Annotated in this window: 25 protein-coding genes; 21 read left to right on the top strand and 4 right to left on the bottom strand. The window is 67.9% G+C overall.

Translation table 11 applies throughout. The annotated features are described in order from the left end of the window. Position 1 precedes the first annotated feature (1 nt). The 14 genes from AC5Y3P_RS10760 (at position 2) to rplO (ending at position 11,536) form a co-directional block, all read left to right on the top strand. Entirely contained in the window at positions 2-1,522 is a 1,521-nt protein-coding gene (locus tag AC5Y3P_RS10760; RefSeq protein ID WP_500045878.1) for a hypothetical protein, read from the top strand. Continuing rightward, positions 1,519-2,982 carry a glycosyltransferase gene (locus AC5Y3P_RS10755; protein ID WP_500045877.1) on the top strand — a complete coding sequence of 488 codons (1,464 nt, stop codon included), beginning with the start codon at positions 1,519-1,521 and terminating at the stop codon, positions 2,980-2,982. Before AC5Y3P_RS10760 ends, AC5Y3P_RS10755 begins: the two co-directional genes overlap by 4 nt. Then, positions 2,979-4,652: an ArnT family glycosyltransferase gene (locus AC5Y3P_RS10750; RefSeq protein WP_500045876.1), complete on the top strand. Its 1,674-nt coding sequence runs from the start codon at positions 2,979-2,981 to the stop codon at positions 4,650-4,652. Before AC5Y3P_RS10755 ends, AC5Y3P_RS10750 begins: the two co-directional genes overlap by 4 nt. A gap of 56 nt (positions 4,653-4,708) precedes the next feature. Beyond that, entirely contained in the window at positions 4,709-7,060 is a 2,352-nt protein-coding gene (locus tag AC5Y3P_RS10745) for an arylsulfatase (RefSeq protein ID WP_500045875.1), read from the top strand. Positions 7,061-7,270: 210 nt separating this feature from the next. Continuing rightward, positions 7,271-7,639 (top strand): 50S ribosomal protein L14, encoded by a 369-nt coding sequence (rplN, locus tag AC5Y3P_RS10740; RefSeq protein ID WP_003883432.1) that lies wholly within the window; start codon positions 7,271-7,273, stop codon positions 7,637-7,639. After that, positions 7,640-7,963: a 50S ribosomal protein L24 gene (gene rplX, locus AC5Y3P_RS10735; RefSeq protein WP_500045874.1), complete on the top strand. Its 324-nt coding sequence runs from the start codon at positions 7,640-7,642 to the stop codon at positions 7,961-7,963. Next, positions 7,960-8,523 (top strand): 50S ribosomal protein L5, encoded by a 564-nt coding sequence (gene rplE, locus AC5Y3P_RS10730; RefSeq protein ID WP_500045873.1) that lies wholly within the window; start codon positions 7,960-7,962, stop codon positions 8,521-8,523. The genes rplX and rplE overlap by 4 nt, the downstream gene beginning before the upstream one ends. Positions 8,524-8,527: 4 nt before the next feature. Continuing rightward, a complete protein-coding gene (locus AC5Y3P_RS10725; RefSeq protein ID WP_500045872.1) occupies positions 8,528-8,713 on the top strand; it encodes a type Z 30S ribosomal protein S14 in 186 nt (61 codons plus the stop codon). A gap of 89 nt (positions 8,714-8,802) precedes the next feature. Beyond that, complete coding sequence (rpsH, locus tag AC5Y3P_RS10720) at positions 8,803-9,201, top strand: 30S ribosomal protein S8 (protein WP_500045871.1); 399 nt, start codon at positions 8,803-8,805, stop codon at positions 9,199-9,201. 21 nt (positions 9,202-9,222) lie between these two features. Further along, positions 9,223-9,762, top strand: coding sequence for a 50S ribosomal protein L6 (rplF, locus tag AC5Y3P_RS10715; RefSeq protein ID WP_500045870.1), 540 nt, complete (start codon positions 9,223-9,225; stop codon positions 9,760-9,762). 2 nt (positions 9,763-9,764) lie between these two features. Further along, the gene (rplR, locus tag AC5Y3P_RS10710) at positions 9,765-10,169 is read left to right on the top strand and encodes a 50S ribosomal protein L18 (RefSeq protein WP_500045869.1); all 405 of its coding nucleotides are present in this window, start codon (positions 9,765-9,767) and stop codon (positions 10,167-10,169) included. Positions 10,170-10,191: 22 nt separating this feature from the next. Next, on the top strand, positions 10,192-10,896 hold the full coding sequence (gene rpsE / locus AC5Y3P_RS10705; protein WP_500045868.1) for a 30S ribosomal protein S5: 705 nt from the start codon (positions 10,192-10,194) through the stop codon (positions 10,894-10,896). 2 nt (positions 10,897-10,898) lie between these two features. Beyond that, positions 10,899-11,096, top strand: coding sequence for a 50S ribosomal protein L30 (gene rpmD / locus AC5Y3P_RS10700; RefSeq protein WP_500045867.1), 198 nt, complete (start codon positions 10,899-10,901; stop codon positions 11,094-11,096). Then, positions 11,093-11,536, top strand: a complete 444-nt coding sequence (gene rplO / locus AC5Y3P_RS10695; RefSeq protein WP_500045866.1) for a 50S ribosomal protein L15 — start codon at positions 11,093-11,095, stop codon at positions 11,534-11,536. Before rpmD ends, rplO begins: the two co-directional genes overlap by 4 nt. 58 nt (positions 11,537-11,594) lie before the next feature. On the opposite strand, the gene AC5Y3P_RS10690 is transcribed toward rplO, so the two are convergent. Beyond that, entirely contained in the window at positions 11,595-11,843 is a 249-nt protein-coding gene (locus AC5Y3P_RS10690) for a hypothetical protein (RefSeq protein ID WP_500045865.1), read from the bottom strand. Positions 11,844-11,985: 142 nt separating this feature from the next. On the opposite strand from AC5Y3P_RS10690, the gene AC5Y3P_RS10685 reads away from it, so the two are divergent. From AC5Y3P_RS10685 to AC5Y3P_RS10675, 3 genes are all read left to right on the top strand, one after another. Continuing rightward, entirely contained in the window at positions 11,986-12,330 is a 345-nt protein-coding gene (locus AC5Y3P_RS10685) for a DUF732 domain-containing protein (RefSeq protein WP_500045864.1), read from the top strand. Positions 12,331-12,375: 45 nt separating this feature from the next. After that, positions 12,376-14,175 (top strand): signal peptide peptidase SppA, encoded by a 1,800-nt coding sequence (sppA, locus tag AC5Y3P_RS10680; protein WP_500045863.1) that lies wholly within the window; start codon positions 12,376-12,378, stop codon positions 14,173-14,175. Positions 14,176-14,300: 125 nt separating this feature from the next. Then, a complete protein-coding gene (locus tag AC5Y3P_RS10675) occupies positions 14,301-15,680 on the top strand; it encodes an MFS transporter (protein WP_500045862.1) in 1,380 nt (459 codons plus the stop codon). Here the strand turns inward: AC5Y3P_RS10675 and AC5Y3P_RS10670 are convergent. The 3 genes from AC5Y3P_RS10670 to AC5Y3P_RS10660 are packed head-to-tail and all read right to left on the bottom strand — an operon-like array spanning position 15,659 to position 18,419. Beyond that, on the bottom strand, positions 15,659-16,567 hold the full coding sequence (locus tag AC5Y3P_RS10670) for a class I SAM-dependent methyltransferase (protein ID WP_500045861.1): 909 nt from the start codon (positions 16,565-16,567) through the stop codon (positions 15,659-15,661). The two genes, AC5Y3P_RS10675 and AC5Y3P_RS10670, sit on opposite strands and share 22 nt — an antisense overlap. Before the next feature lie 9 nt (positions 16,568-16,576). After that, entirely contained in the window at positions 16,577-17,476 is a 900-nt protein-coding gene (locus AC5Y3P_RS10665) for a class I SAM-dependent methyltransferase (protein WP_500045860.1), read from the bottom strand. A 25-nt stretch (positions 17,477-17,501) separates the two neighbouring features. Further along, the gene (locus tag AC5Y3P_RS10660) at positions 17,502-18,419 is read right to left on the bottom strand and encodes an SAM-dependent methyltransferase (RefSeq protein ID WP_500045859.1); all 918 of its coding nucleotides are present in this window, start codon (positions 18,417-18,419) and stop codon (positions 17,502-17,504) included. A 240-nt stretch (positions 18,420-18,659) separates the two neighbouring features. On the opposite strand from AC5Y3P_RS10660, the gene secY reads away from it, so the two are divergent. From secY to AC5Y3P_RS10640, 4 genes are read left to right on the top strand one after another with little or no spacing between them, the layout of a single operon-like run. After that, positions 18,660-19,982: a preprotein translocase subunit SecY gene (secY, locus tag AC5Y3P_RS10655; RefSeq protein WP_500045858.1), complete on the top strand. Its 1,323-nt coding sequence runs from the start codon at positions 18,660-18,662 to the stop codon at positions 19,980-19,982. Continuing rightward, on the top strand, positions 19,979-20,524 hold the full coding sequence (locus AC5Y3P_RS10650) for an adenylate kinase (protein WP_500045857.1): 546 nt from the start codon (positions 19,979-19,981) through the stop codon (positions 20,522-20,524). Before secY ends, AC5Y3P_RS10650 begins: the two co-directional genes overlap by 4 nt. A gap of 13 nt (positions 20,525-20,537) precedes the next feature. Beyond that, a complete protein-coding gene (gene map / locus AC5Y3P_RS10645) occupies positions 20,538-21,344 on the top strand; it encodes a type I methionyl aminopeptidase (RefSeq protein WP_500045856.1) in 807 nt (268 codons plus the stop codon). 55 nt (positions 21,345-21,399) lie between these two features. Further along, on the top strand, positions 21,400-21,903 hold the full coding sequence (locus AC5Y3P_RS10640; RefSeq protein WP_500045855.1) for a MarR family transcriptional regulator: 504 nt from the start codon (positions 21,400-21,402) through the stop codon (positions 21,901-21,903). The last annotated feature ends 34 nt before the right edge of the window (positions 21,904-21,937 follow it).

The raw sequence follows: 21,937 nt of genomic DNA, 5'->3' as shown, positions 1-21,937 counted from the left end.
GATGATCGCGCCCAGTCCGGCGGCCCCGGAGGCCGCGCCACCGCGTGCGCCCTGGTATCAGCGCATGCCGCCGGTCTGGCGGCTGGTACTGCGGTGGGCCTACATCGTGTTGCTCACCGGGCTGGCGTTCCACGCTTCGATCGCCAGCGTGGTGCAGACCCTGCTTGGCGGCGGCGTGGGCGGCTATCTGCTGCTGGTCCCGGTCGCCGCGGTGCTGGCCGCGGTCGGCATCGCCCGGCGCAACCGCACCGAACTGCCGATCCACGACCGGCAGACCGACGTCATCGTGGGCACGATGGGCCTGGTGATGGCCGTGCTGCTGCACGCCGTGCTGCTGCCGCGCTACGGGCTCTACTTTCATCTGCTGCGCTTGGACCTGGTCGCGATGTGGCTGTTCGTGGTCAGCGGCAGCGTGGCGCTGTTCGGGCTGCGTCCGGTGATCCGGTACGGCTGGGCCTGGGCGGTGGCGTTCATGGTGTTCCCGCTGCCGTACTACCTGATGGTGATCTTCCTCGGCGGTCACCGGCTGGCCGCCGGGGCGGTCACCCTGATCATCGCCGCCACCGCGACCGCGGTCGCGGTCGGACGCCACGTCACCCGGGCCTGGCTGGGCTCGACGCTGGCCTGGGCGGTCGGACTGCTCATCCTGGTGGTTCTGGCGATCTTCGCACCGGACGCCCCGCTGTGGGTCTACCAGTTCGTGCCGTCGCTGACCGCGATCTGTCTGGTGGGCTCATCGATGTTTCTGGCCGCGCGCCGCGGTGCACCCAAGCGGGTGCTCGACCGCAAGGTCGAACCCCTTGCGGCCAACCAGATCTGGTCGGCGGTGCCGCTGGTGTTGGTGGTCGCCGTCGCGCTGGCGTTGGTGCGGCTACCCGAGGTCGACACGGTGGCGCCGGCGACGCGCACCGAAACCGTCGACTTCGCCGCACCGCTGCCGGCGCCGCCGGGTTGGCAGGTGAGCGACACCCGCACCTACACCTGGGTCAGCCGACTCTACGGCCGGGGCGCCACGCTGGTGCGACAGAAGCTGGTCGCCGAAGTGGGCGACCCGGTGCACGACAAGTACGGCCGGCCGCGGACCTTGATGCTGGATACCGTCACCACCACCCGGCCGTTCTCGCTCAACGTCTATCCGGTCCGGATGCTCTACCGGGTCGGCGGTATTCGGCTCAGCGGCGTGGAAACGGTGGACCTGGGATCCGGGGTCGAGGGTGCGATGTTCTCGGTGGTCGACGACCGCATCCTGGTCACCTGGAACGGCCTGATGTGGACCTGGACCGACGGGGCGGTGACCCGCCGGGTGCTGGCCATCGCGGTGGACGACCACGAGGACGACGCGCCCTTCCCGCAACCCACCGGCGGGGTGGGGCCCACGCTCAACGCGATGTTCACCGTGCTGTTCCGCGGCACCTCGGCCAGCTTCTACGAGTATCCCGAGTACAAGGACGCCGGGTTGCTCACCACGTTCGGTCGCGCCCTGGTGGGCCAGCAATCCCAGCGCGACGGGGGTGCACAATGACCACCAGCCCCGAAATCGGCGCGTCCGAGCAGGCCTACGCGCTGGACCGGGCGATCAACGGACTGCGCGAAGAACATCCGCTGCAGTCGGCCTCGACGGCGGTCTACGGCTGGCAGAAGCCGACGTTGCTCACCTTGCTGGCGATCACCGTGGCCGCGGCCGTGTGGCAGCCGCTGACCACCGCGGTGGTGCTGATCGGCTTGTGCACCCTGGGTTACGTCCTGACCATGGCCGACCGGGTGCTGATCTTCGCGCAGGGTCTGCGCACCCGGCCGATCACGATCAGCGACGAGCGGGCCCTGGCCATCCCGGACGCCGACCTGCCGCGGTACACCATCCTGGTGCCGGCCTACGACGAACCGGAGGTGGTCGGCGACCTGATCGCCGCGATGGACGCGCTGCGCTACCCGCGGGACAAGCTGCAGGTGCTGCTGCTGCTGGAGGCCGATGACGACGTCACGATCCAGGCCGCCGCCAAATGCGGTGAATCCGACGTCATCACAACGGTTCTGGTGCCACCGGCCGAACCCCGCACCAAACCCAAGGCCTGCAACTACGGTCTGCACTTCGCCACCGGTGACATCGTCACCATCTACGACGCCGAGGACCTGCCCGAGCCGCTGCAGCTGCGCCGGGTCGCGGCGGCCTTTCAGGACCTGCCCGCCACGATCGCCTGCGTGCAGGCCAAACTGGCCTATCACAACGGCCACCAGAACCTGCTGACCGGCTGGTTCACCGCCGAGTACGCGCTGTGGTTCGGCTATCTGCTGCCCGGCATGATGAACAGTTCGTCGCCGATCCCGTTGGGCGGCACCTCAAATCATCTGCGCCGCACCGTGCTCGACGAGATCGGTGCCTGGGATCCGTTCAACGTCACCGAGGACGCCGATCTCGGACTGCGTATCGACGCCTCCGGCTATCACACCGCCGTCATCGACTCGGCCACCCTGGAGGAGGCCAACAGCGACCCGATCAACTGGGTGCGGCAGCGATCACGGTGGTACAAGGGCTATCTGCAGACCTGGCTGGTGCACATCCGGCAACCCCGCAAGCTCTACCGGACGCTGGGGCCGCGCAGCTTCCTGCGGTTCAACCTGGTGTTGGCCGGCACCCCGATCGTCGCGGTGCTCAACCTGCTGTTCTGGCTGATCACCATCCTGTGGTTCCTCGGGCAACCGGCCCTGGTGGGTGCGGTGTTCCCGTGGTACATCTACTTTCCCGCGCTGATCGCGCTGGTGTTGGGGAACACCGCCACGCTGTACATGAACCTGATCGCGCTGCGTGAGGACGACCGGTCCGACCTGCTGGTGCCGGCGCTGACGGTGCCGGCCTTCTGGTTGATGATGAGTGTCGCGGCGGCCAAGGGGCTGTACCAGCTGATCCGGAATCCGTCCTACTGGGAGAAGACCTTCCACGGACTGGCGGCCAAGCCCGACCCCGAGCCGGCGGGCGAACCGTGACCGACCGACGCTGCCGGCAGCTGATCTTCGGGGTGGCCGCGATCGGCTACCTGGCGGTCGGTTACTGGCTGCAGGTCCAGCAGGGTTTCATCCTCGGCGACGCGCTGTCGCGGGTGCAGTCCACCGAAAGCGTGCTCTACAGCCGTGATCCACATCTGGCGGCGATCGGTTTCATCTTCACTCCGCTGACCGCGATTGCACAGATCCCGGCGATGCTGTTGGCGCCGCTCTGGCCGGAACTGACCGCCCGGGCATTCACCGGTTCGGTGATGTCGGCGCTGTTCATGGCCGGCACCGTGGTGCAGATCTTCGCATTCGGCAGCGACCGCGGCCTGCCCCGCGGCTACGTCGTCGCGATCACCGCGCTGTTCGCGCTCAACCCGATGATCGTGTTCTACGGCTCCAACGGGATGAGCGAAGCGGCGTTTCTGTTCTTCTTGACCTGGGCGACCCGCCGACTGGTGCTGTGGATGGTCGACGACGACGTGCACCACCTGGTCGCGGCCGGCGGTATCGCAATGGGGATGGCGTACCTGACCCGCTATGACGCGGTCGGCACCATCGCCACCGCCGCCGTTTTGGTCGGCACTACCACGTACCTGCGGGCCACCGGTCCGCCCCGGATCCGGCGCGCACTGCTGGACGTGATCCTGGTCAGCGGGCCCGGTCTGGCGGCCTTCGTGGCCTGGGCGGTGGCCAGTTGGCTGATCACCGGGGACGCCTTCGCGCAGTTCAGTTCGCAGTACGGCAACGCCGCGATCCTGGAACAGTCCGGCGGCGCGGCGGCCCCCGACTTCGGCAGCGGGCTGGTGTTCGCCGCGGTCTGCGTCACGCTGCTGGCGCCCACCCTGTTGCCGATCCTGGCCTGGGCCGGGTGGCTGCGCTGGCGCCGGCCGCACTGGACCGTGCTGCTGGTCCCGGTCCTGACCTACGGTGCGGTGCTGGCGTTCCAGGCCTACACCTTCGCCAGCGGCGCGACGTTCCCGTTCCTGCGGTTCTACATCGCCGCGATCCCGTTCAGTGCCTGCCTGGCGCTGCTGGCCGTGCCGGACGGAACCCAGATCGCCGCCAAGCGGCCGGGCCGCTACGCGGCTGCACCAGTGGATACTCCGACCACCCGCCGGATACCGGCCGGCTATCTGGTGGTGGCGGTGGTGTTCGCGCTCGGTCTGCCGGTCACGGCTTTCGGTATGAGTCTGCCCAAGTACGCGCCGCAGGAGTACGCGCTGGGCGCGGTGCTGGCACCTGACCCGCACGACGTCAGCGCGCACCGGGCGCTGCAGAACCGGATTGCCGCGACGTTCGGCACCGAACGTCAGATAGCGCAGTACCTCGACGATCTGGGTCTGCCGGAGAGTTCGGTCATCACCGACACGGTGTACGGCTTCGCGGTGGTCGCGGCGTCGAACAAGCCCAAGACCTTCGTGGTGCCCTCAGATCCGGACTTCGTCCGGTTGCTCAACGACCCGGTGGCCCACGGCATCCGGTATCTGCTGGCGGTGCCGCCCACCGGACGCGGCGTCTCCGATGCGCTCAACCAGCGCTACCCGACGCTGTACGAAACCGGCGCCGACATCGCGGCACTGGAACTCGAGATCCCCAATGATGGCGACAGTCAACCGGTCTGGCGGCTGTACCGGGTGGACGACCCGGCACCGCCGGAGGCCTGAGGCGCGGCGGCGGCAAACGCCTGTGTGGGGCCGCGGATCGGGGTAACCTCGCCCCAATGACGACCGAGTTCAACGGCAAGATCGCCTTGGACATCCGCGATTCCGAGCCGGACTGGACACCATACGCGGCTCCGGTCGCACCGCCGGACGCACCCAACGTGCTGTACCTGGTGTGGGACGACGTCGGCATCGGCACCTGGGACTGCTTCGGTGGTTTGGTCGACATGCCGAACATGAGCCGGATCGCCGAACGCGGTGTGCGCCTGACCCAGTTCCACACCACCGCGTTGTGTTCCCCGACCCGCGCGGCGCTGCTCACCGGCCGCAACGCGACCACCGTCGGGATGGCCACGATCGAAGAGTTCACCGACGGATTCCCGAACTGCAACGGCCGGATCCCGGCCGAGACCGCGTTGCTGTCCGAGGTGCTGGCCGAGCGCGGCTGGAACACCTACGCCGTCGGCAAATGGCACCTGACGCCGCTGGAGGAATCCAATCTTGCTGCCACCAAACGGCATTGGCCACTGGCCCGCGGCTTCGAGCGGTACTACGGCTTCCTCGGCGGCGAAACCGACCAGTGGTATCCGGAGTTGGTCTACGACAACCATCCGGTGCCGCCGCCGGCCACCCCGGAGCAGGGTTATCACCTGTCCAAGGATCTGGCCGACAAGACCATCGAGTTCATCCGCGACGCCAAGGTGATCGCCCCGGACAAGCCGTGGTTCTCCTATCTGTGCCCGGGCGCCGGACACGCACCGCACCACGTGTTCACCGAATGGGCCGACCGCTACGCCGGCCGCTTCGACATAGGTTACGAGCAGTACCGGGAAATCGTGCTGGCCAACCAGAAGCGGTTGGGCATCGTGCCACCGGACACCGAACTGTCACCGGTCAACCCGTATTCCGATGTGACCGGACCGGACGGACAACCGTGGCCAGAGCAGGACACCGTACGGCCGTGGGACACGCTGTCTGATGACGAGCAGCGACTGTTCGCCCGGATGGCCGAGGTGTTCGCCGGGTTCCTGTCCTACACCGACCACCAAATCGGGCGCATCCTCGACTATCTGGACGAAACCGGCCAGCTCGACAACACCATCGTCGTGGTGATCTCCGACAACGGCGCCAGCGGCGAAGGTGGGCCCAACGGCTCGGTCAACGAGGTCAAGTTCTTCAACGGCTATATCGACACCGTCGAGGAAAGCCTGCGGTTCTACGACACCCTGGGCAGCCCCGAGACCTACGGCCACTATCCGATCGGCTGGGCCATGGCGTTCAACACGCCCTACAAGCTCTACAAGCGCTACGCCTCACATGAAGGCGGGATCGCCGATGCAGCAATCATCTCCTGGCCCAACGGGATCCACGCGCACGGCGAGGTCCGCGACACCTACGTCAACGTCTGCGACATCACCCCGACGATCTACGAACTGCTCGGCATCACCGCGCCGGCCACCGTGCGCGGTGTTCCGCAGAAGCCGCTGGACGGCATGAGCTTTGCTGCCGCACTGAAAGATCCGGACATGCCGACCGGGAAGCACACCCAGTTCTACGGCATGCTGGGGACCCGCGGCATCTGGCACCGGGGCTGGTTCGCCAACACCGTGCACGCTGCGACCCCGTCGGGTTGGGGCAACTTCGAGTCCGACCGCTGGGAACTGTTCCACATCGCGAACGACCGCAGCCAATGCCGCGACCTGGCCGAGCAGCACCCTGACAAACTCGAAGAGCTGCAGGCGCTGTGGTTCGCCGAGGCCGAGAAGTACAACGGGTTGCCGCTGGCCGATCTGAACATCGTGGAGACCATGGGACGCTGGCGGCCCTACCTGGCGGGGGAGCGGCAGAGCTTCACCTACTACCCGGGCACCGCCGATGTCGGCATGGGCGCCGCGGTGGAACTGCGCGGTCAGTCGTTCTCGATCCTGGCCGAAGTCACGGTGGAGACCGCCGAGGCCGAAGGCGTGCTGTTCAAACACGGCGGCGGTCACGGCGGTCACGTGTTGTTTATCGCCGAGGGCCGGCTGGACTACGTCTACAACTTCATGGGCGAGGACGAGCAACGGGTCACCGCCCCGGATGCGGTGCCGCTGGGCAGCCATGTGTTCGGCGTGCGTTATCAGCGCACCGGCACGGTCGAGGGCAGCCACACCCCACTCGGTGAGGTGTCGCTCTACGTCGACGACGTCGTCGTCGCGACCCGGGCCAATGTGCGGGTGCATCCGGGTACCTTCGGACTGGCCGGCAACACCATCGCGGTGGGCCGCAACTCCGGGCAGGCCGTGTTCAGTGCCTACCCTGCGCCGTTCGAGTTCACCGGCGGGACCATCGCCAAGGTCGTCGTCGACATCTCGGCCGCCGACTACGTCGACGTGGCCCGCGAGATCGCCGCGGCCTTCGCCCGGGACTGACCTGGCCGCACCCCCGGACCAGCGCTGATTTGGTGCATCGCGGCATCTCGCCTAGACTCAGGGGGTTGCCGTGGGCAGACCTCGGTCATCTGGCGATGACCCCGCGTGCCTTTCGGTGACGAAGACCGCGCACGACAGGTTATTCGCCTGCCTTCACACCGCAGGCCGGTGTTCTGTCGTGCACACGAAAACCAGGTCTGAGGAGATCGAGTGATTCAGCAGGAATCGCGGCTGAAGGTCGCCGACAACACGGGCGCCAAGGAGATCTTGTGCATCCGCGTGCTCGGCGGCTCGTCGCGGCGTTACGCCGGCATCGGCGACGTCATCGTGGCGACCGTCAAGGACGCCATCCCGGGCGGCAACGTCAAGCGCGGTGACGTCGTGAAGGCCGTCGTGGTCCGCACCGTGAAGGAACGTCGGCGCGCCGACGGCAGCTACATCAAGTTCGACGAGAACGCGGCCGTGATCATCAAGGCTGACAACGATCCGCGCGGTACCCGCATCTTCGGCCCGGTGGGTCGCGAGCTGCGGGAGAAGCGCTTCATGAAGATCGTCTCGCTGGCTCCGGAGGTTTTGTAAATGAAGGTCCACAAGGGCGACACCGTCCTGGTCATCGCCGGCAAGGACAAGGGCGCCAAGGGCAAGGTCATCCAGGCCTACCCGGCCCGTAACCGGGTGCTCGTCGAGGGCGTGAACCGGATCAAGAAGCACACCGCGGTCTCGGCCAACGAGCGGGGTGCGCAGTCCGGCGGCATCGTGACCCAAGAAGCGCCGATCCACGTCTCCAACGTGATGGTCGTCGACTCCGACGGCAAGCCCACCCGGGTCGGCTACCGCGTCGACGAGACCACCGGCAAGCGCGTTCGTATCGCCAAGACCAATGGCAAGGACATCAAGTCATGACCACTGCAGAGAAGGTTCAGCCCCGGCTGAAGCAGCGCTACCGCGACGAGATCAAGGACGCGCTGAACAACGAGTTCAAGTACGACAACGTCATGCAGATCCCGGGCGTGGTCAAGGTCATCGTGAACATGGGCGTCGGCGACGCCGCGCGCGACGCCAAGCTGATCAACGGCGCGGTCAACGACCTGGCGCTGATCACCGGCCAGAAGCCGGAGATCCGCAAGGCCCGCAAGTCCATCGCCCAGTTCAAGCTGCGTGAGGGCATGCCGATCGGCGCCCGCGTCACGCTGCGCGGCGACCGGATGTGGGAGTTCCTGGATCGGCTGATCTCGATCTCGCTGCCCCGTATCCGCGACTTCCGTGGCCTGAGCCCCAAGCAGTTCGACGGCACCGGCAACTACACCTTCGGCCTGACCGAGCAGTCGGTGTTCCACGAGATCGACGTGGACTCAATCGACCGCCCGCGCGGCATGGACATCACCGTCGTCACCTCGGCGACGACCGACGACGAAGGCCGGGCGTTGCTGCGGGCCCTCGGCTTCCCGTTCAAGGAGAACTGAGCAGATGGCAAAGAAGGCTCTGATCAACAAGGCCAACAAGAAGCCGAAGTTCAAGGTGCGCGCGTACACGCGTTGCAACAAGTGTGGTCGTCCGCATTCGGTCTACCGCAAGTTCGGGCTGTGCCGCATCTGCCTGCGCGAGATGGCGCATGCCGGCGAACTGCCGGGCGTGCAGAAGTCCAGCTGGTAACCAACGAGACCATTTACCCCAAAGTAAGGGCGCGGTAGGCCCGCTCCACTGGGAGTGGGAACCGCCGCGAGGAAGGTGACACACCTGTCATGACCATGACGGATCCGATCGCAGACTTCTTGACGCGTCTGCGTAACGCCAATTCGGCGTACCACGACGAGGTGACCCTGCCGCACAGCAAGATCAAGGCGAACATCGCCGAGATCCTCAAGCGCGAGGGTTACATCTCCGACTACCGCACCGAGGATGCTCGGGTCGGCAAGTCGCTGGTCGTCTCACTCAAGTACGGCCCCAGCCGGGAACGCAGCATCGCCGGCCTGCGCCGGGTGTCCAAGCCCGGCCTGCGGGTCTACGCAAAGTCCACCAATCTGCCCAAGGTGCTCGGCGGCCTGGGCGTGGCGATCATCTCCACGTCCTCGGGTCTGCTCACCGACCGCCAGGCATCACGACAGGGCGTGGGCGGCGAAGTCCTCGCGTACGTCTGGTAGCGGATAGGGAGTCAGCAGACTATGTCGCGTATTGGAAAGCAGCCGGTCCCGGTTCCCGCCGGGGTCGACGTCACGATCGACGGGCAGAACGTGTCCGTCAAGGGCCCGAAGGGCACCCTGAACCTCGACGTCGCCGAGCCCATCGTGGTGGCTCGCGATGACGACGGTGCCATCGTGGTCACCCGCCCCAACGACGCGCGGGAGAACCGTTCGTTGCACGGGCTGTCCCGCACCCTGATCGCCAACCTGGTCACCGGGGTCACCGAGGGCTACACCACCAAAATGGAGATCTTCGGTGTCGGTTACCGCGTGGTGGCCAAGGGCTCGAACCTGGAGTTTGCGCTCGGCTACAGCCACCCGGTGGTGATCGAGGCGCCCGAAGGCATCACCTTCGCAGTGGAGACGCCGACGAAGTTCTCGGTGTCGGGTATCGACAAGCAAAAGGTCGGCCAGATCTCGGCGGTCATCCGTCGTCTGCGGCGTCCGGACCCGTACAAGGGCAAGGGCATCCGCTACGAGGGTGAGCAGATCCGCCGCAAGGTCGGAAAGACAGGTAAGTAGCAATGGCTCAGACAGAAACCACGGCCAAGCGCAAGCCGGTCGGCCAGAACATCTCGGCGACCCGCCGGGTGGCCCGGCTGCGTCGGCACGCCCGGCTGCGCAAGAAGGTGGCCGGCACCGCAGAGCGGCCGCGCCTGGTGGTCAACCGCTCGTCGCGGCACATCCACGTCCAGCTCGTCGACGACCTGACCGGCACCACGCTGGCCGCCGCGTCGTCGATCGAGGCCGACGTGCGTGGCGTGGACGGCGACAAGAAGGCGCACAGCGTGCGGGTCGGTCAGCTGATCGCCGAGCGCGCCAAGGCGGCGGGTATCGAAGCCGTGGTGTTCGACCGCGGCGGTTACACCTACGGTGGGCGCATCGCTGCGCTGGCCGACGCCGCCCGCGAGAACGGACTCCAGTTCTGATGACTGACAACGGAAGGACCGCATGATGGCGGAGCAGACTTCGGGTGCGGCAGTTGCCGACACCAGTGCCCCGACCGCGGGCACCCGTACCGACACCCAGCGCGGCGGTCGTGACGACCGCGGTGGCCGGGGTCGCCGCGACGACCGTGGTGGCCGTGGTGGCCGCGACGACCGCGACAAGAACAACTATCTGGAGCGGGTCGTCACGATCAACCGCGTCTCCAAGGTGGTCAAGGGCGGTCGCCGGTTCAGCTTCACCGCGCTGGTGATCGTCGGCGACGGCAAGGGCATGGTCGGCGTGGGCTACGGCAAGGCCAAGGAAGTTCCGGCCGCGATCGCCAAGGGCGTCGAAGAGGCTCGCAAGAACTTCTTCCGGGTGCCGTTGATCGGTGGCACCATCACCCACCCGGTGCAGGGCGAGGCCGCTGCCGGTGTCGTGATGCTGCGCCCGGCCAGCTCCGGTACCGGTGTGATCGCCGGTGGTGCGGCGCGTGCGGTGCTGGAATGCGCCGGCGTGCACGACATCCTGGCCAAGTCGCTGGGCAGCGACAACGCGATCAACGTGGTGCACGCCACGGTGGCCGCGCTGAAGATGCTGCAGCGCCCCGAAGAGGTGGCGGCCCGTCGCGGCCTGCCGATCGAGGACGTCGCGCCGGCCGGCATGCTGCGGGCCCGTCGCGAGAGCGAAGCGCTGGCTGCGGCCGCGGCGCGTGAAGGAAGCCAGTAGACATGAGCTCGGAAAACAAGCAACTGAAGATCACCCAGGTGCGGGGCGTCATCGGCGCCCGCTGGCGGCAGCGTGAGAGCCTGCGCACCCTGGGCCTGCGCAAGATCCGCCAGTCGGTGGTGCGCGAGGACAACCCGCAGACCCGCGGGCTGATCAACGTGGTGCATCACCTCGTCGAGGTCGAGGAGGTCGGCAAGTGAGTGTCATCAAGCTGCACGATCTGAAGCCGGCTCCCGGCTCCAAGAAGGCCAAGACCCGCGTCGGTCGCGGTGAGGGCTCCAAGGGCAAGACCGCCGGGCGCGGCACCAAGGGCACCAAGGCGCGCAAGAACGTGCCGGTGACCTTCGAGGGTGGGCAGATGCCGATCCACATGCGGCTGCCCAAGCTCAAGGGCTTCCGCAACCGGTTCCGCACCGAGTACGCCCCGGTCAACGTCGGCGACATCGCCAAGGCCTTCCCCGAGGGCGGCACCATCGGTGTCGACGAGCTGGTGGCCAAGGGCCTGGTCCGCAAGAACGTGTTGGTCAAGGTGCTCGGCGACGGCAAGCTGTCGGTCAAGGTCGACGTCACCGCCAACAAGTTCAGTGCCAGCGCCCGCGAGGCGATCACCGCCGCCGGCGGTAGCGCGACCGAGCTGTAACGCTGTTCTACCCACGAAACCCCCGCCCACCGGGCGGGGGTTTCGTCGTCTCGGGCGCTCAGAGCGTGAAGTCGAAGCAGCCCACGCCGGGCACGCAGCCGCCGCCACCGTTGGGTCCGCCGTGGCCGCACACCCCGTCGGCGGTGCAGCCGTGGCCGCCGTTGATGTCGCCGCTGCCGCACACACCGTTGACGCAACCGTCACCGCCGGGGGCGGCCGTGGCCACCGGAGCCACCGGAGCAAGCGAGAACGCCAGGGCTGCAGCGCCGGCCGACAACATTCCGAGTAACTTCCGTTTGGTTGACATGTCAAAGAAAATACCCATTCCGGGGCCGCTTCATGCGGCGCCCAACGGGTGTGTTTAGCTCGGCTAACGTAACTACTGTCACATGTGCACCGATGAACCGGCAGGCTAAGATCGAGCCCGTCGCTTTGCAGAGGAGCCAGTCATGACACGTCGGATCGCCCTGCCCGGGTTGCTCGCCGGCCTGTGCGCGGTGGCCCTGTTCGGCGCCGGTTCGGCGCAGGCCAGCAACGACGATCAACGCTTCATCGACGCGGTCACCGCGCTCGAGATCGAGACCCAACCCGACGAGGACGTGCCCGCGATCGGGCGCGGCGTGTGCAGCCTGCTCGACACCGGTCTGAAGAAGAACGTGAACGCCGCGCCCACGGTGCGCGGTGTGCTGACCCAACTCGAGAACGGCGGCCTGACCCGCGGCCAGGCTGTCGGGCTGCTGCGCGCCTCGGTCGGTATCTACTGCCCGGAGTACGCGGCACTGGTGGGTCGCTGACCGCGACGACGTCTGGCTTGTTCGACACCCACTAGGGTCGACGACATGCTTTCCTTCCTGTCCGGACTGCCCGGCTCCGACGACCTGCGCGCACTGGTCACCAAGATCGACACCGCGCGGCACAACGGCGTCCCGGCCGGCTGCATCCTGGAACTCGACCTGCAGGCCCCGCCGCCGGAATCGGCCGGTTTCGAGCCGGTCGTGCTGCTGTCCAGCCTGGCCGGTGCGCGCCGGCCGATGCTGTTGGCCGACGCGGTCGAAGCGCTGCACCGCGCTGCTGAAGATGACCGGGTGGCGGGTCTGATCGCACGGGTTCAGTTGCCGGCCGCAGCCCCCGCGGTGGTGCAGGAGCTGCGCGAGGCGGTGGCCGCGTTCACCGCCCGCAAGCCGTCGGTGGTGTGGGCCGAGACCTACCCCGGCACGCTGTCCTACTACCTGGCCACCGCGTTCGGCGAGATCTGGCTGGCTCCGTCCGGCACCGTCGGGCTGATCGGGTTCGCCTCCAGTGCGCTCTTCCTGCGCGAGGCACTGGACAAGCTCGGTGTCGAAGCCCAGTTCGTGACGCGCGGCGAGTACAAGTCGGCGGCCAACGTGTTCACCCAGGACGGCTACACCGACGCGCACCGGGAAGCCGACGCCCGGCTGCTGGAAAGCCTGCACACCCAGGTCTGGCAGGCGGTCGCCGAGGCACGCAAGATCGACGCCGCCGAACTGGACGCGCTGGCCGACCGGGCCCCCTTGCTGCGCGACGACGCGCTGGCCGCCGGTCTGGTGGACCGGCTCGGCTTCCGCGACCAGGCCTACGCCCGGATCGCCGAGTTGTCCGGCGCGCCGGGCATCACCCCGGACCTCGGTGACCCGGACGGCAAGCACGCCCCGCCGCGGCTGTTTTTGTACCGGTACGCCGCGAGCGCCCGGCCGAGTTTGCCGACGCCGTCGCTGCCGGGCTTCGGTGGCAAACCCACCCTGGCGGTGATCAGCGTCGATGGCCAGATCGTCAGTGGCCGCGGCGCACCGCAGCTACTGCCGGTGGGACGTTCGAGCGCGGGCGCCGACGTGATCGCCGCCGCGCTGCGCGAGGCCGCGCACGACGACGACGTGGCCGCCGTCGTGCTGCGCATCGACAGCCCGGGTGGGTCGGTGAACGGCTCGGAAACCATCTGGCGCGAGGTGGGACGCACCATCGAATCCGGCACCCCGGTGGTGGTGTCGATGGGTGCGGTCGCGGCCTCCGGCGGCTACTACATCGCGACGCCGGCCAGTGCGATCGTGGCCAACCCGGGCACCATCACGGGTTCGATCGGGGTGCTAACCGGCAAGCTGGTAACCCGAGACCTGAAGACCCGATTGGGAATCGGATCCGACGGTGTGCGCACCAACACCAACGCCGACGCCTGGTCGCCGGATGCGCCGTTCACCGCGGCACAGCAGGCCGCCGTGGAGGCCGAGGCCGACCTGTGTTACCGCGATTTCGTGGCCCGGGTCGCCGAGGGGCGCAAACTCGACGTCGACGCCGTCGAACAGGTCGCCCGCGGCCGGATCTGGACCGGCGCCGACGCGCAGGAACGCGGACTGGTCGACGAACTCGGCGGCCTGCGCACCGCGCTGCGCCGGGCCAAGGTGCTGGCCGGCATCGACCCGGACGCGGACGTAACCGTGCACCGCTATCCCAGTTCGTCGCTGCGGGATATGTTGCGGCCCCGGCAATCATCGCAACCGGCCGCGGCATCGCTGCCAGAGTGGTTCGGCAGGTTGGCAATTCGCTCCCTGACCACCGCGATCGAGCAGGCCCAGAGCAGCTACGCCGGCAGTAATGCGCTGTGGTTGGGGCGGCGCGAGTTCTAGCCGAGCGTGTCGGCGGTGGAGTTCTGCGATCTGCTGGGTTAGGTTCGACTGGAACGCCAGTACGGCGGCCAAGCCCCAAACGGGGCGCGGGGGGAGGGTCGTCCGGACCCGAAGGGAACCCGTTCGTGTCAACCGAGGAACAGCCCGCCGCCCCGGCCGAAGATCCTCAGCCGCCACCGGAAGTACTCCGACGGGCCATTGCGGCATCGGCGATCGGCAACGCCACCGAATGGTTCGACTACGGCATCTACGCCTACGGCGTCAGCTACATCTCGGCCGCGATCTTCCCGGGGGACACCGAGAGCGCCACCCTGCTGGCGTTGATGACGTTCGCGGTGTCCTTCCTGGTCCGTCCGCTCGGCGGGCTGGTGTGGGGGCCGCTCGGAGACCGACTCGGCCGCCGGCAGGTGCTCGCGGTGACCATCCTGCTGATGTCCGGTGCCACGCTGTGCGTCGGACTGGTACCCAGCTACGACTCGATCGGGTTCTGGGCGCCGGTACTGATGGTGCTGTTGCGGATGGTCCAGGGCTTCTCCACCGGCGGTGAATACGGCGGCGCGGCCACCTTCATGGCCGAATACTCGCCCGCCCGCCGCCGCGGCATGCTGGGCTCGTTCCTGGAGTTCGGCACGCTGGCCGGCTTCTCGCTGGGCGCGCTGCTGATGCTCGGGGTCTCGATGCTGCTCGACGACGCCGCCATGCACGACTGGGGCTGGCGACTGCCGTTCCTGGTCGCCGCGCCGCTCGGCCTGGTCGGGATCTACCTGCGGACCCGGTTGGACGAAACCCCGATCTTCCAGGAACTCGAGCAGCACGACCAGACCAAACGCAGCTTCGGCGGCGAGTTCCAGAGCCTGCTCAGCCAGTTCTGGCCGCCGATCCTGCGGTTGGGTGGTCTGGTGGTGGCGCTCAACGTGGTCAACTACACGCTGCTCACCTACATGCCCACCTACCTGGGCACCACCATCGGTTTGAGCAGCGACATGTCGCTGCTGGTGCCGATTATCGGGATGCTGTCGATGATGGTGTTCCTGCCGTGGGCCGGTCACCTCTCGGATCGGGTGGGCCGCAAACCGCTGTGGTGGTTCTCGCTGATCGGGCTGTTCGTCGCGGTCATCCCGGCGTTCCTGCTGATGAGTACCGGGGTGTGGGGCGCGCTGCTCGGCTTCGCCATCCTGGGTCTGCTGTACGTGCCGCAGTTGGCCACCATCTCGGCCACCTTCCCGGCGATGTTCCCCACCCAGGTGCGCTACGCCGGGTTCGCGATCGCCTACAACGTGTCGACGTCGCTGTTCGGTGGCACCGCACCGGCGGTGAACGACTGGTTGGTCAACCTCACCGGCGACAATCTGGTACCGGCGTACTACATGATGGGTGCGTGTGTGATCGGCGCACTGGCGTTGTTCGGGCTGCCGGAGACCGCACGCTGCCCGATCGGCGGCACCGAGATCCCCGGTACCGCGGACGCGCCCGACCAGCTGGACTACAAAGAGGCGCTGACGTAGACGATCTCGCCGAGCTGATCGCGTTCCTCGGCGGGCGGCACCGCCAGCCCGGCCTGGGTGAACAGCTGCGCGCGCGGTGATCCGCTGACCTGCCAACCCTTTTCGGCCAAATATTCCATCACGTGGCTGCGCTGGCCGCTGTACACCAGCGACGACATATCCAGGTCCAGACCGTTCTGGCGCAGCTCGTCGGCGAACTCCTTGGCCTTCTCGGCGTCGAAATCGCTGATACCGGGCACATATTCGGTCGCGGCCGCGCTGCCCGGCGCCGACAACGCGGTGATCTGGTCGAACAACCGGTCCTGGGCCTCGCCGGGCAGATAGATCAGCAGTCCCTCGGCCACCCACGCCGTGGGCCGGCTCGGATCGAAGCCGGCTGCGGTCAGCGCGGCCGGCCAGTCCTCGCGCAGGTCGATGGCCACGGTGCGCCGGGTCGCGGTGGGTTCGGCGCCCAGGGCGGCCAACGTCTCGGTCTTGAACTCGATCACGGCGGGCTGGTCGATCTCGTACACCACGGTGTCGGCCGGCCAGTCCAGTCGGTAGGCGCGGGCATCCAGACCCGAGGCCAGGATCACCACCTGCCGGATCCCGCGGCCGGTGGCGGCCAGCAGGTATTCGTCGAAAAACCTGGTGCGCAACGCCATCCCGTCCACCATGGCCTGGGAGCGCTCCGGGGTGTGGTCCGGGAACCGGCTCAGGTCCAGGGTGCCGTCGACCATGTTGACGAAGAACTCCAGCCCTACCGCGCGTACCAATGGTGCGGCGAACACATCGTCGATCAGTCGTTGCGGATCGGCGGTCGCCAATGCGCGGGCGGCCGCGACCATGGTCGCGGTGGCCCCGACACTGGACGCCAGATCCCAGGAATCGTCATCTGTGCGCGCCATCGAAATCCCCTAACCCAGCGTCGCGAACAGATAGCCGGAATCGCCGATCATGGCCGTCAGCTCGTTGTTCGGCGGTTCGAAACCGTTGGCGGCGTAGGCCTCTGCGGTCGGTACGATCCGCACCTGCCAGCCCTGCTGACTCAGGTGCTGGGCAGCCGAGGTGCGCTCCCCGTTGTAGAACAGCGCTTCCAGGTCGACCGACGAGCCGTGCCGGCGGCCCCGCTCGGTCAGCCGGCGGGCCCATTCGCCGGTCAGTGCGCGCGCGTCCATGTGCTCGGTGGCCAGCCGGCTGCCCGGCGCGCTGAGCGCAGTGATGTTGTCCAACAGTCGATCCTGGGCTTCCGGCGGTAGGTAGATCAGTAATCCCTCGGCGATCCAGGCCGTCGGCCGGCTCGGATCGAAGCCCGCGGCGGTCAGCGCGGCCGGCCAGTCCTCGCGCAGGTCGATGCCCACCGTGGCGTGCCCGGCGGCCGGGCGGGCGCCGTGGTCGGCCAGCACCTGGGTCTTGAAGTCGATCACGGCGGGCTGGTCGATTTCGTAGACCGCGGTGTCGGCCGGCCAGTCCAACCGGTAGGCGCGGGTGTCCAGGCCCGAAGCCAGGATCACCGCCTGCCGGATCCCGGAAGCAGCGGCGTCGATGAAGAAGTCGTCGAAGTTGCGGGTGCGCACCGCGATCTGCTCCAACTGCTGCCGGCCGTCGTAGAGCGGATCGTCGTCGAAGTCGATCTCGCCGTTGGCCACCCGGATGAAGTGCGGCAGGCCGACCGCGGCCACCAGCGTCGCCGCGTACGGGTCGTTGATCAGCGGCTCGGCGCCGCGGCTGGCCAACGCGCGGGATGCGGCCACCGACGTCGCGGTGGCCCCGACGCTGGAGGCCAGATCCCAGGTGTCGCCGTCGCTGCGGGTCATCGGTGTGCTCCTGACGTCGTCGCGGTCATTTCGTGGCGGTGTAGTAGAGGATGTCGCCGAACCCGTCGTCGGGTTCCAGCGGCGCCAGGCCGTAGCGGGCCAGCAGGTCGCGGCTGGTGGCCGCCGAGGTGGTCCAGCCGTGACCGAGCAGGTAGTCGGCGATCTCGGCGCGGTCGCCCAGGAAGACCAGTTCGGCGAAGTCGATGTCGTAGCCGTGCCGGCGCCAACGTTCGGCCGATTCGGCCATCTTGGTCCGGACTTCGTCGTCGTCGGCGCTGTGCTGCGCGGGCACGCCTTCGACGGCCAACCGGCTGCCCGGTGCGCTCAACTCGGTGACCTGATCCAGCAGCCGGTCCTGGGCCTGCGGCGGCAGGTAGCCGAACAGGCCTTCGGCGATCCAGGCGGTGCGGGAGTCGGCGACGAATCCGGCCGCGGTCAGCGCGGCCGGCCAGTCCTCTCGCAGGTCGACCGCCACGGTGCGCAACTCGGTGCGCGCGGTCGCGCCCAGCTCGGCCAGGGTGGTGACTTTGAAGTCGATCACCGCCTGCTGGTCGATTTCGTAGACCACCATGTCGGCCGGCCAGTCCAACCGGTAGCCGCGGGCATCCAGCCCCGACGCCAGGATGACGGCCTGCCGGATGCCGGCCGCGGTGGCGTCGGCGAAGAAGTCGTCGAAGAACCGGGTGCGCGCGGCCATCGCGTCGGCGAACCTGCCGATGCCCAGCGGGGCGTCACCGCCGTCGAGTTCGTCGACGCTGAGCTCGCCGGTGGCCAGCCGGCTGAAGAAGTCGACGCCGACCGCAGTCACCAGGGGTGCGGCGTACGGGTCGTCGATCGCGGGGTTCTCGGCCCGGCTCGCCACCGCGCGGGCGGCGGCCACCATGGTCGCGGTGGCGCCCACGCTGGAGGCCAGATCCCAGGTGTCCGAATCGGTACGTGCCATGTCGAGTTTCCCCTGCCTGGATCAACCATGCGAATTGATTAGCCTGTATAAGGAGTGTACGCCCTGCCTGGCGGCCGCCGTGCTGCCGGAGTTCGGGAACGCAACTGTTACTCTCGTAGACTGTTTGACGCGCGCGTCCACTCCACTGAGATCGCCGCGTCGCATAGGACGAAACCGAACGCTGGCCAGACCAGCCGCATTGGCACGCCCCGGCAGACGCCCGGCTGCCCAGGAGGAAGAGTGCTCTCGGCTTTCATCTCGTCGCTGCGGACACCCGACCTACGGCGCAAGATCCTCATCACGCTAGGCCTCGTGGTGCTCTACCGCGTCGGCGCCTCGCTGCCCTCGCCCGGGGTCAACTACCGCAACGTCAACCAGTGCATCGACCAGATCAGTGGTAGCGATTCGGCGCAGATCTACTCGTTGATCAACCTGTTCTCCGGTGGCGCGCTGCTGCAGCTTTCGGTGTTCGCGGTCGGTGTCATGCCGTACATCACCGCGAGCATCATCGTGCAGCTGCTGACCGTGGTGATCCCGCGCTTCGAGCAGCTGCGCAAGGAAGGTCAGGCCGGCCAGGCCAAGATGACGCAGTACACCCGGTACCTGTCGATCGCGCTGGCGATGCTGCAGGCCGGTTCGATCGTCGCGCTGGCCGCCAACGGCGGTCTGCTGGTCGACTGCGACCTGGAGATCCTGCCCGACGCCAGCGTCTTCTCCCTGGTGGTCATCGTGATCGTGATGACCGCGGGTGCCGCCCTGGTGATGTGGATGGGCGAGCTGGTCACCGAGCGCGGCATCGGCAACGGCATGTCGCTGCTGATCTTCGCCGGTATCGCCGCGCGCATCCCGGCCGAGGGCAAGCTGATCCTGGACGACCGCGGTGGCCCGGCCTTCGCCGCGGTCTGCGCGGCCGCGCTGGCCATCCTGATCGGCGTCATCTTCGTCGAGCAGGGTCAGCGCCGGATCCCGGTGCAGTACGCCAAGCGTATGGTCGGCCGGCGGATGTACGGCGGCACCTCGACCTACCTGCCACTGAAGGTCAACCAGGCCGGCGTCATCCCGGTCATCTTCGCCTCGTCGCTGATCTACATCCCGCATCTGGTCACCCAGCTGGTCAGTGGCGGCAATCCGTCCAGCGGCGGCTGGTGGACGACCTTCGTCGCCAACCACCTGACCAACCCGTCCGACCCGATCTACGTCGCGATCTACTTCGGCCTGATCGTGTTCTTCACCTACTTCTATGTGTCGATCACGTTCAACCCCGACGAACGCGCCGACGAGATGAAGAAGTTCGGCGGCTTCATTCCCGGCATCCGGCCCGGCCGACCCACCGCCGACTACCTGCGCTTCGTGCTGAATCGGATCACCCTGCCCGGCTCGATCTACCTGGGTGTGATCGCGGTGCTGCCGAACGTGTTCCTGCAGATGGGTAGCGGAGCCAGCCTGCAGAACCTGCCGTTCGGCGGTGTGGCCGTGCTGATCATGATCGGCGTCGGTCTGGACACCGTGAAGCAGATCGAGAGCCAACTGATGCAGCGCAACTACGAAGGGTTCCTGAAGTGAGAATCGTTTTGCTCGGTCCGCCCGGTGCGGGCAAGGGAACCCAAGCGGTCAAGTTGGCCGAGCAGCTCGGTGTCCCGCAGATCTCCACCGGCGATCTGTTCCGGCACAACATCAGCACCGGCACCGAACTCGGCCTGCAGGCCAAGCAGTACCTCGACGCCGGCGACCTGGTCCCGGCCTCGTTGACCAACGCGCTGGTCGACGATCGGCTCAACGACGCCGACGTGGCCAACGGTTTCATCCTGGACGGCTTCCCGCGCTCGGTGGAGCAGGCCGAGGCGCTGACCGAGATGCTGTCCCGGCGCGGGCAGCGCCTGGATGCGGTGCTCGAGTTCAAGGTTCCCGAGGACGAACTGGTGGAACGGCTCAAGGGCCGGGGCCGCGCCGATGACACCGAGGACGTGATCCGGCACCGGATGAAGGTCTACCGCGCCGAGACCGCGCCGCTGCTGGACTTCTATGCCGACGCCGTCAAGACCGTCGACGCGGTCGGCGGGCTCGATGAGGTCTTCGCCCGCGCCCTGGCCGCGCTCGGCCGCTAGCCGCTCGCCGGTCATGGCTCAGTTTCCCCGTCTCCGCAGCCGCAAGGTGGTGCCGCAGCGCACCGCCGGCGAACTGGACGCCATGGCGGTGGCCGGATCGCTGGTCGCCAAGGCGTTGCGCACGGTGCGCGAGGCCGCGGTCCCCGGGGTCTCCACCCTGGAGTTGGACCGGGTGGCTGAGTCGGTGATCCGCGACGGCGGCGGGGTCCCGTCGTTCCTGGGCTATCACGGGTTCCCGGCCAGCATCTGCGCCTCGGTCAACGACCGCGTCGTGCACGGCATCCCGGCCGCCGACGAGATCCTGGCCGAGGGGGATCTGGTCTCGATCGACTGCGGCGCCATCGTGGCCGGTTGGCACGGCGACTCGGCGATCACCTTCGGGGTCGGCACGCTGATCCCGGCCGACGAACTGCTCTCGGAAGCCACCAAGGCCTCGATGGAGGCGGGGATCGCCGCGATGCTGCCGGGCAACCGGCTCACCGACGTCTCGCACGCCATCGAACGCGGCACCCGGGCCGCCGAGGCCGAACACGCCCGCCGCTACGGCATCGTGGAGGGCTACGGCGGCCACGCGATCGGTCGCGAGATGCACCTGGACCCGTTCCTGCCCAACGAGGGCGCCCCCGGCCGCGGCCCGTGGCTGGAACCCGGTTCGGTGCTGGCCATCGAACCGATGCTGACCCTGGGCACCGTCAAAACCCGGGTGCTCGCCGACGACTGGACCGTGGTGACCTCCGACGGCTCCCGCGCGGCGCACTGGGAGCACACCGTCGCGGCCACCGAGGACGGTCCGCGGATCCTGACCCTGGAACTCGACTAACGGCGCAGCCGCCAACCGTCCCTTGGCCAACCGCGCATGCGGTATGAATGTCCGGATGGTCGATACAGGCGAGGGGCGGGATCCGATCGCGGCGGCCCGCTCCAATTGGGAGGCGGCCGGCTGGGGCGAGGTCGCCGACGGCATGGTGGCGGTGACCTCGGTGATGCGTGCCCACCAGATCCTGCTGGCCCGGGTGGAGACCGCGTTGCGTCCCTACGACCTGAGTTTCTCCCGCTACGAGTTGCTGCGTCTGCTGGCGTTCAGCCGCGCCGGCAGTTTGCCGATCACCAAGGCCTCGGACCGGCTGCAGGTGCACGTGACCAGCGTGACGCACGCCATCCGGCGTCTGGAGGCCAGCGGACTGGTACGCCGGTTGCCGCACCCCACCGACGGCCGCACCACGCTGGTGGAGATCACCGAACTGGGCCGCTCCACCGTCGAGGACGCCACCGCGACGCTGAACGCCAAGGTGTTCGCCGACGTCGGGATGTCCGCGCCGCACTCGCAGGCGCTGGTGGCGGCCATCGATGAACTGCGCCGCACTGCCGGCGACTTCTGAACTCGCTGAACTGCGCTGCCGTCCAGTAGCTCAG

The organism is Mycobacterium sp. NGS45 (assembly GCF_059812645.1).
The sequence above is the reverse complement of the archived record's forward strand: the minus strand, read 5'-3'. Positions and strand labels throughout refer to the sequence as shown.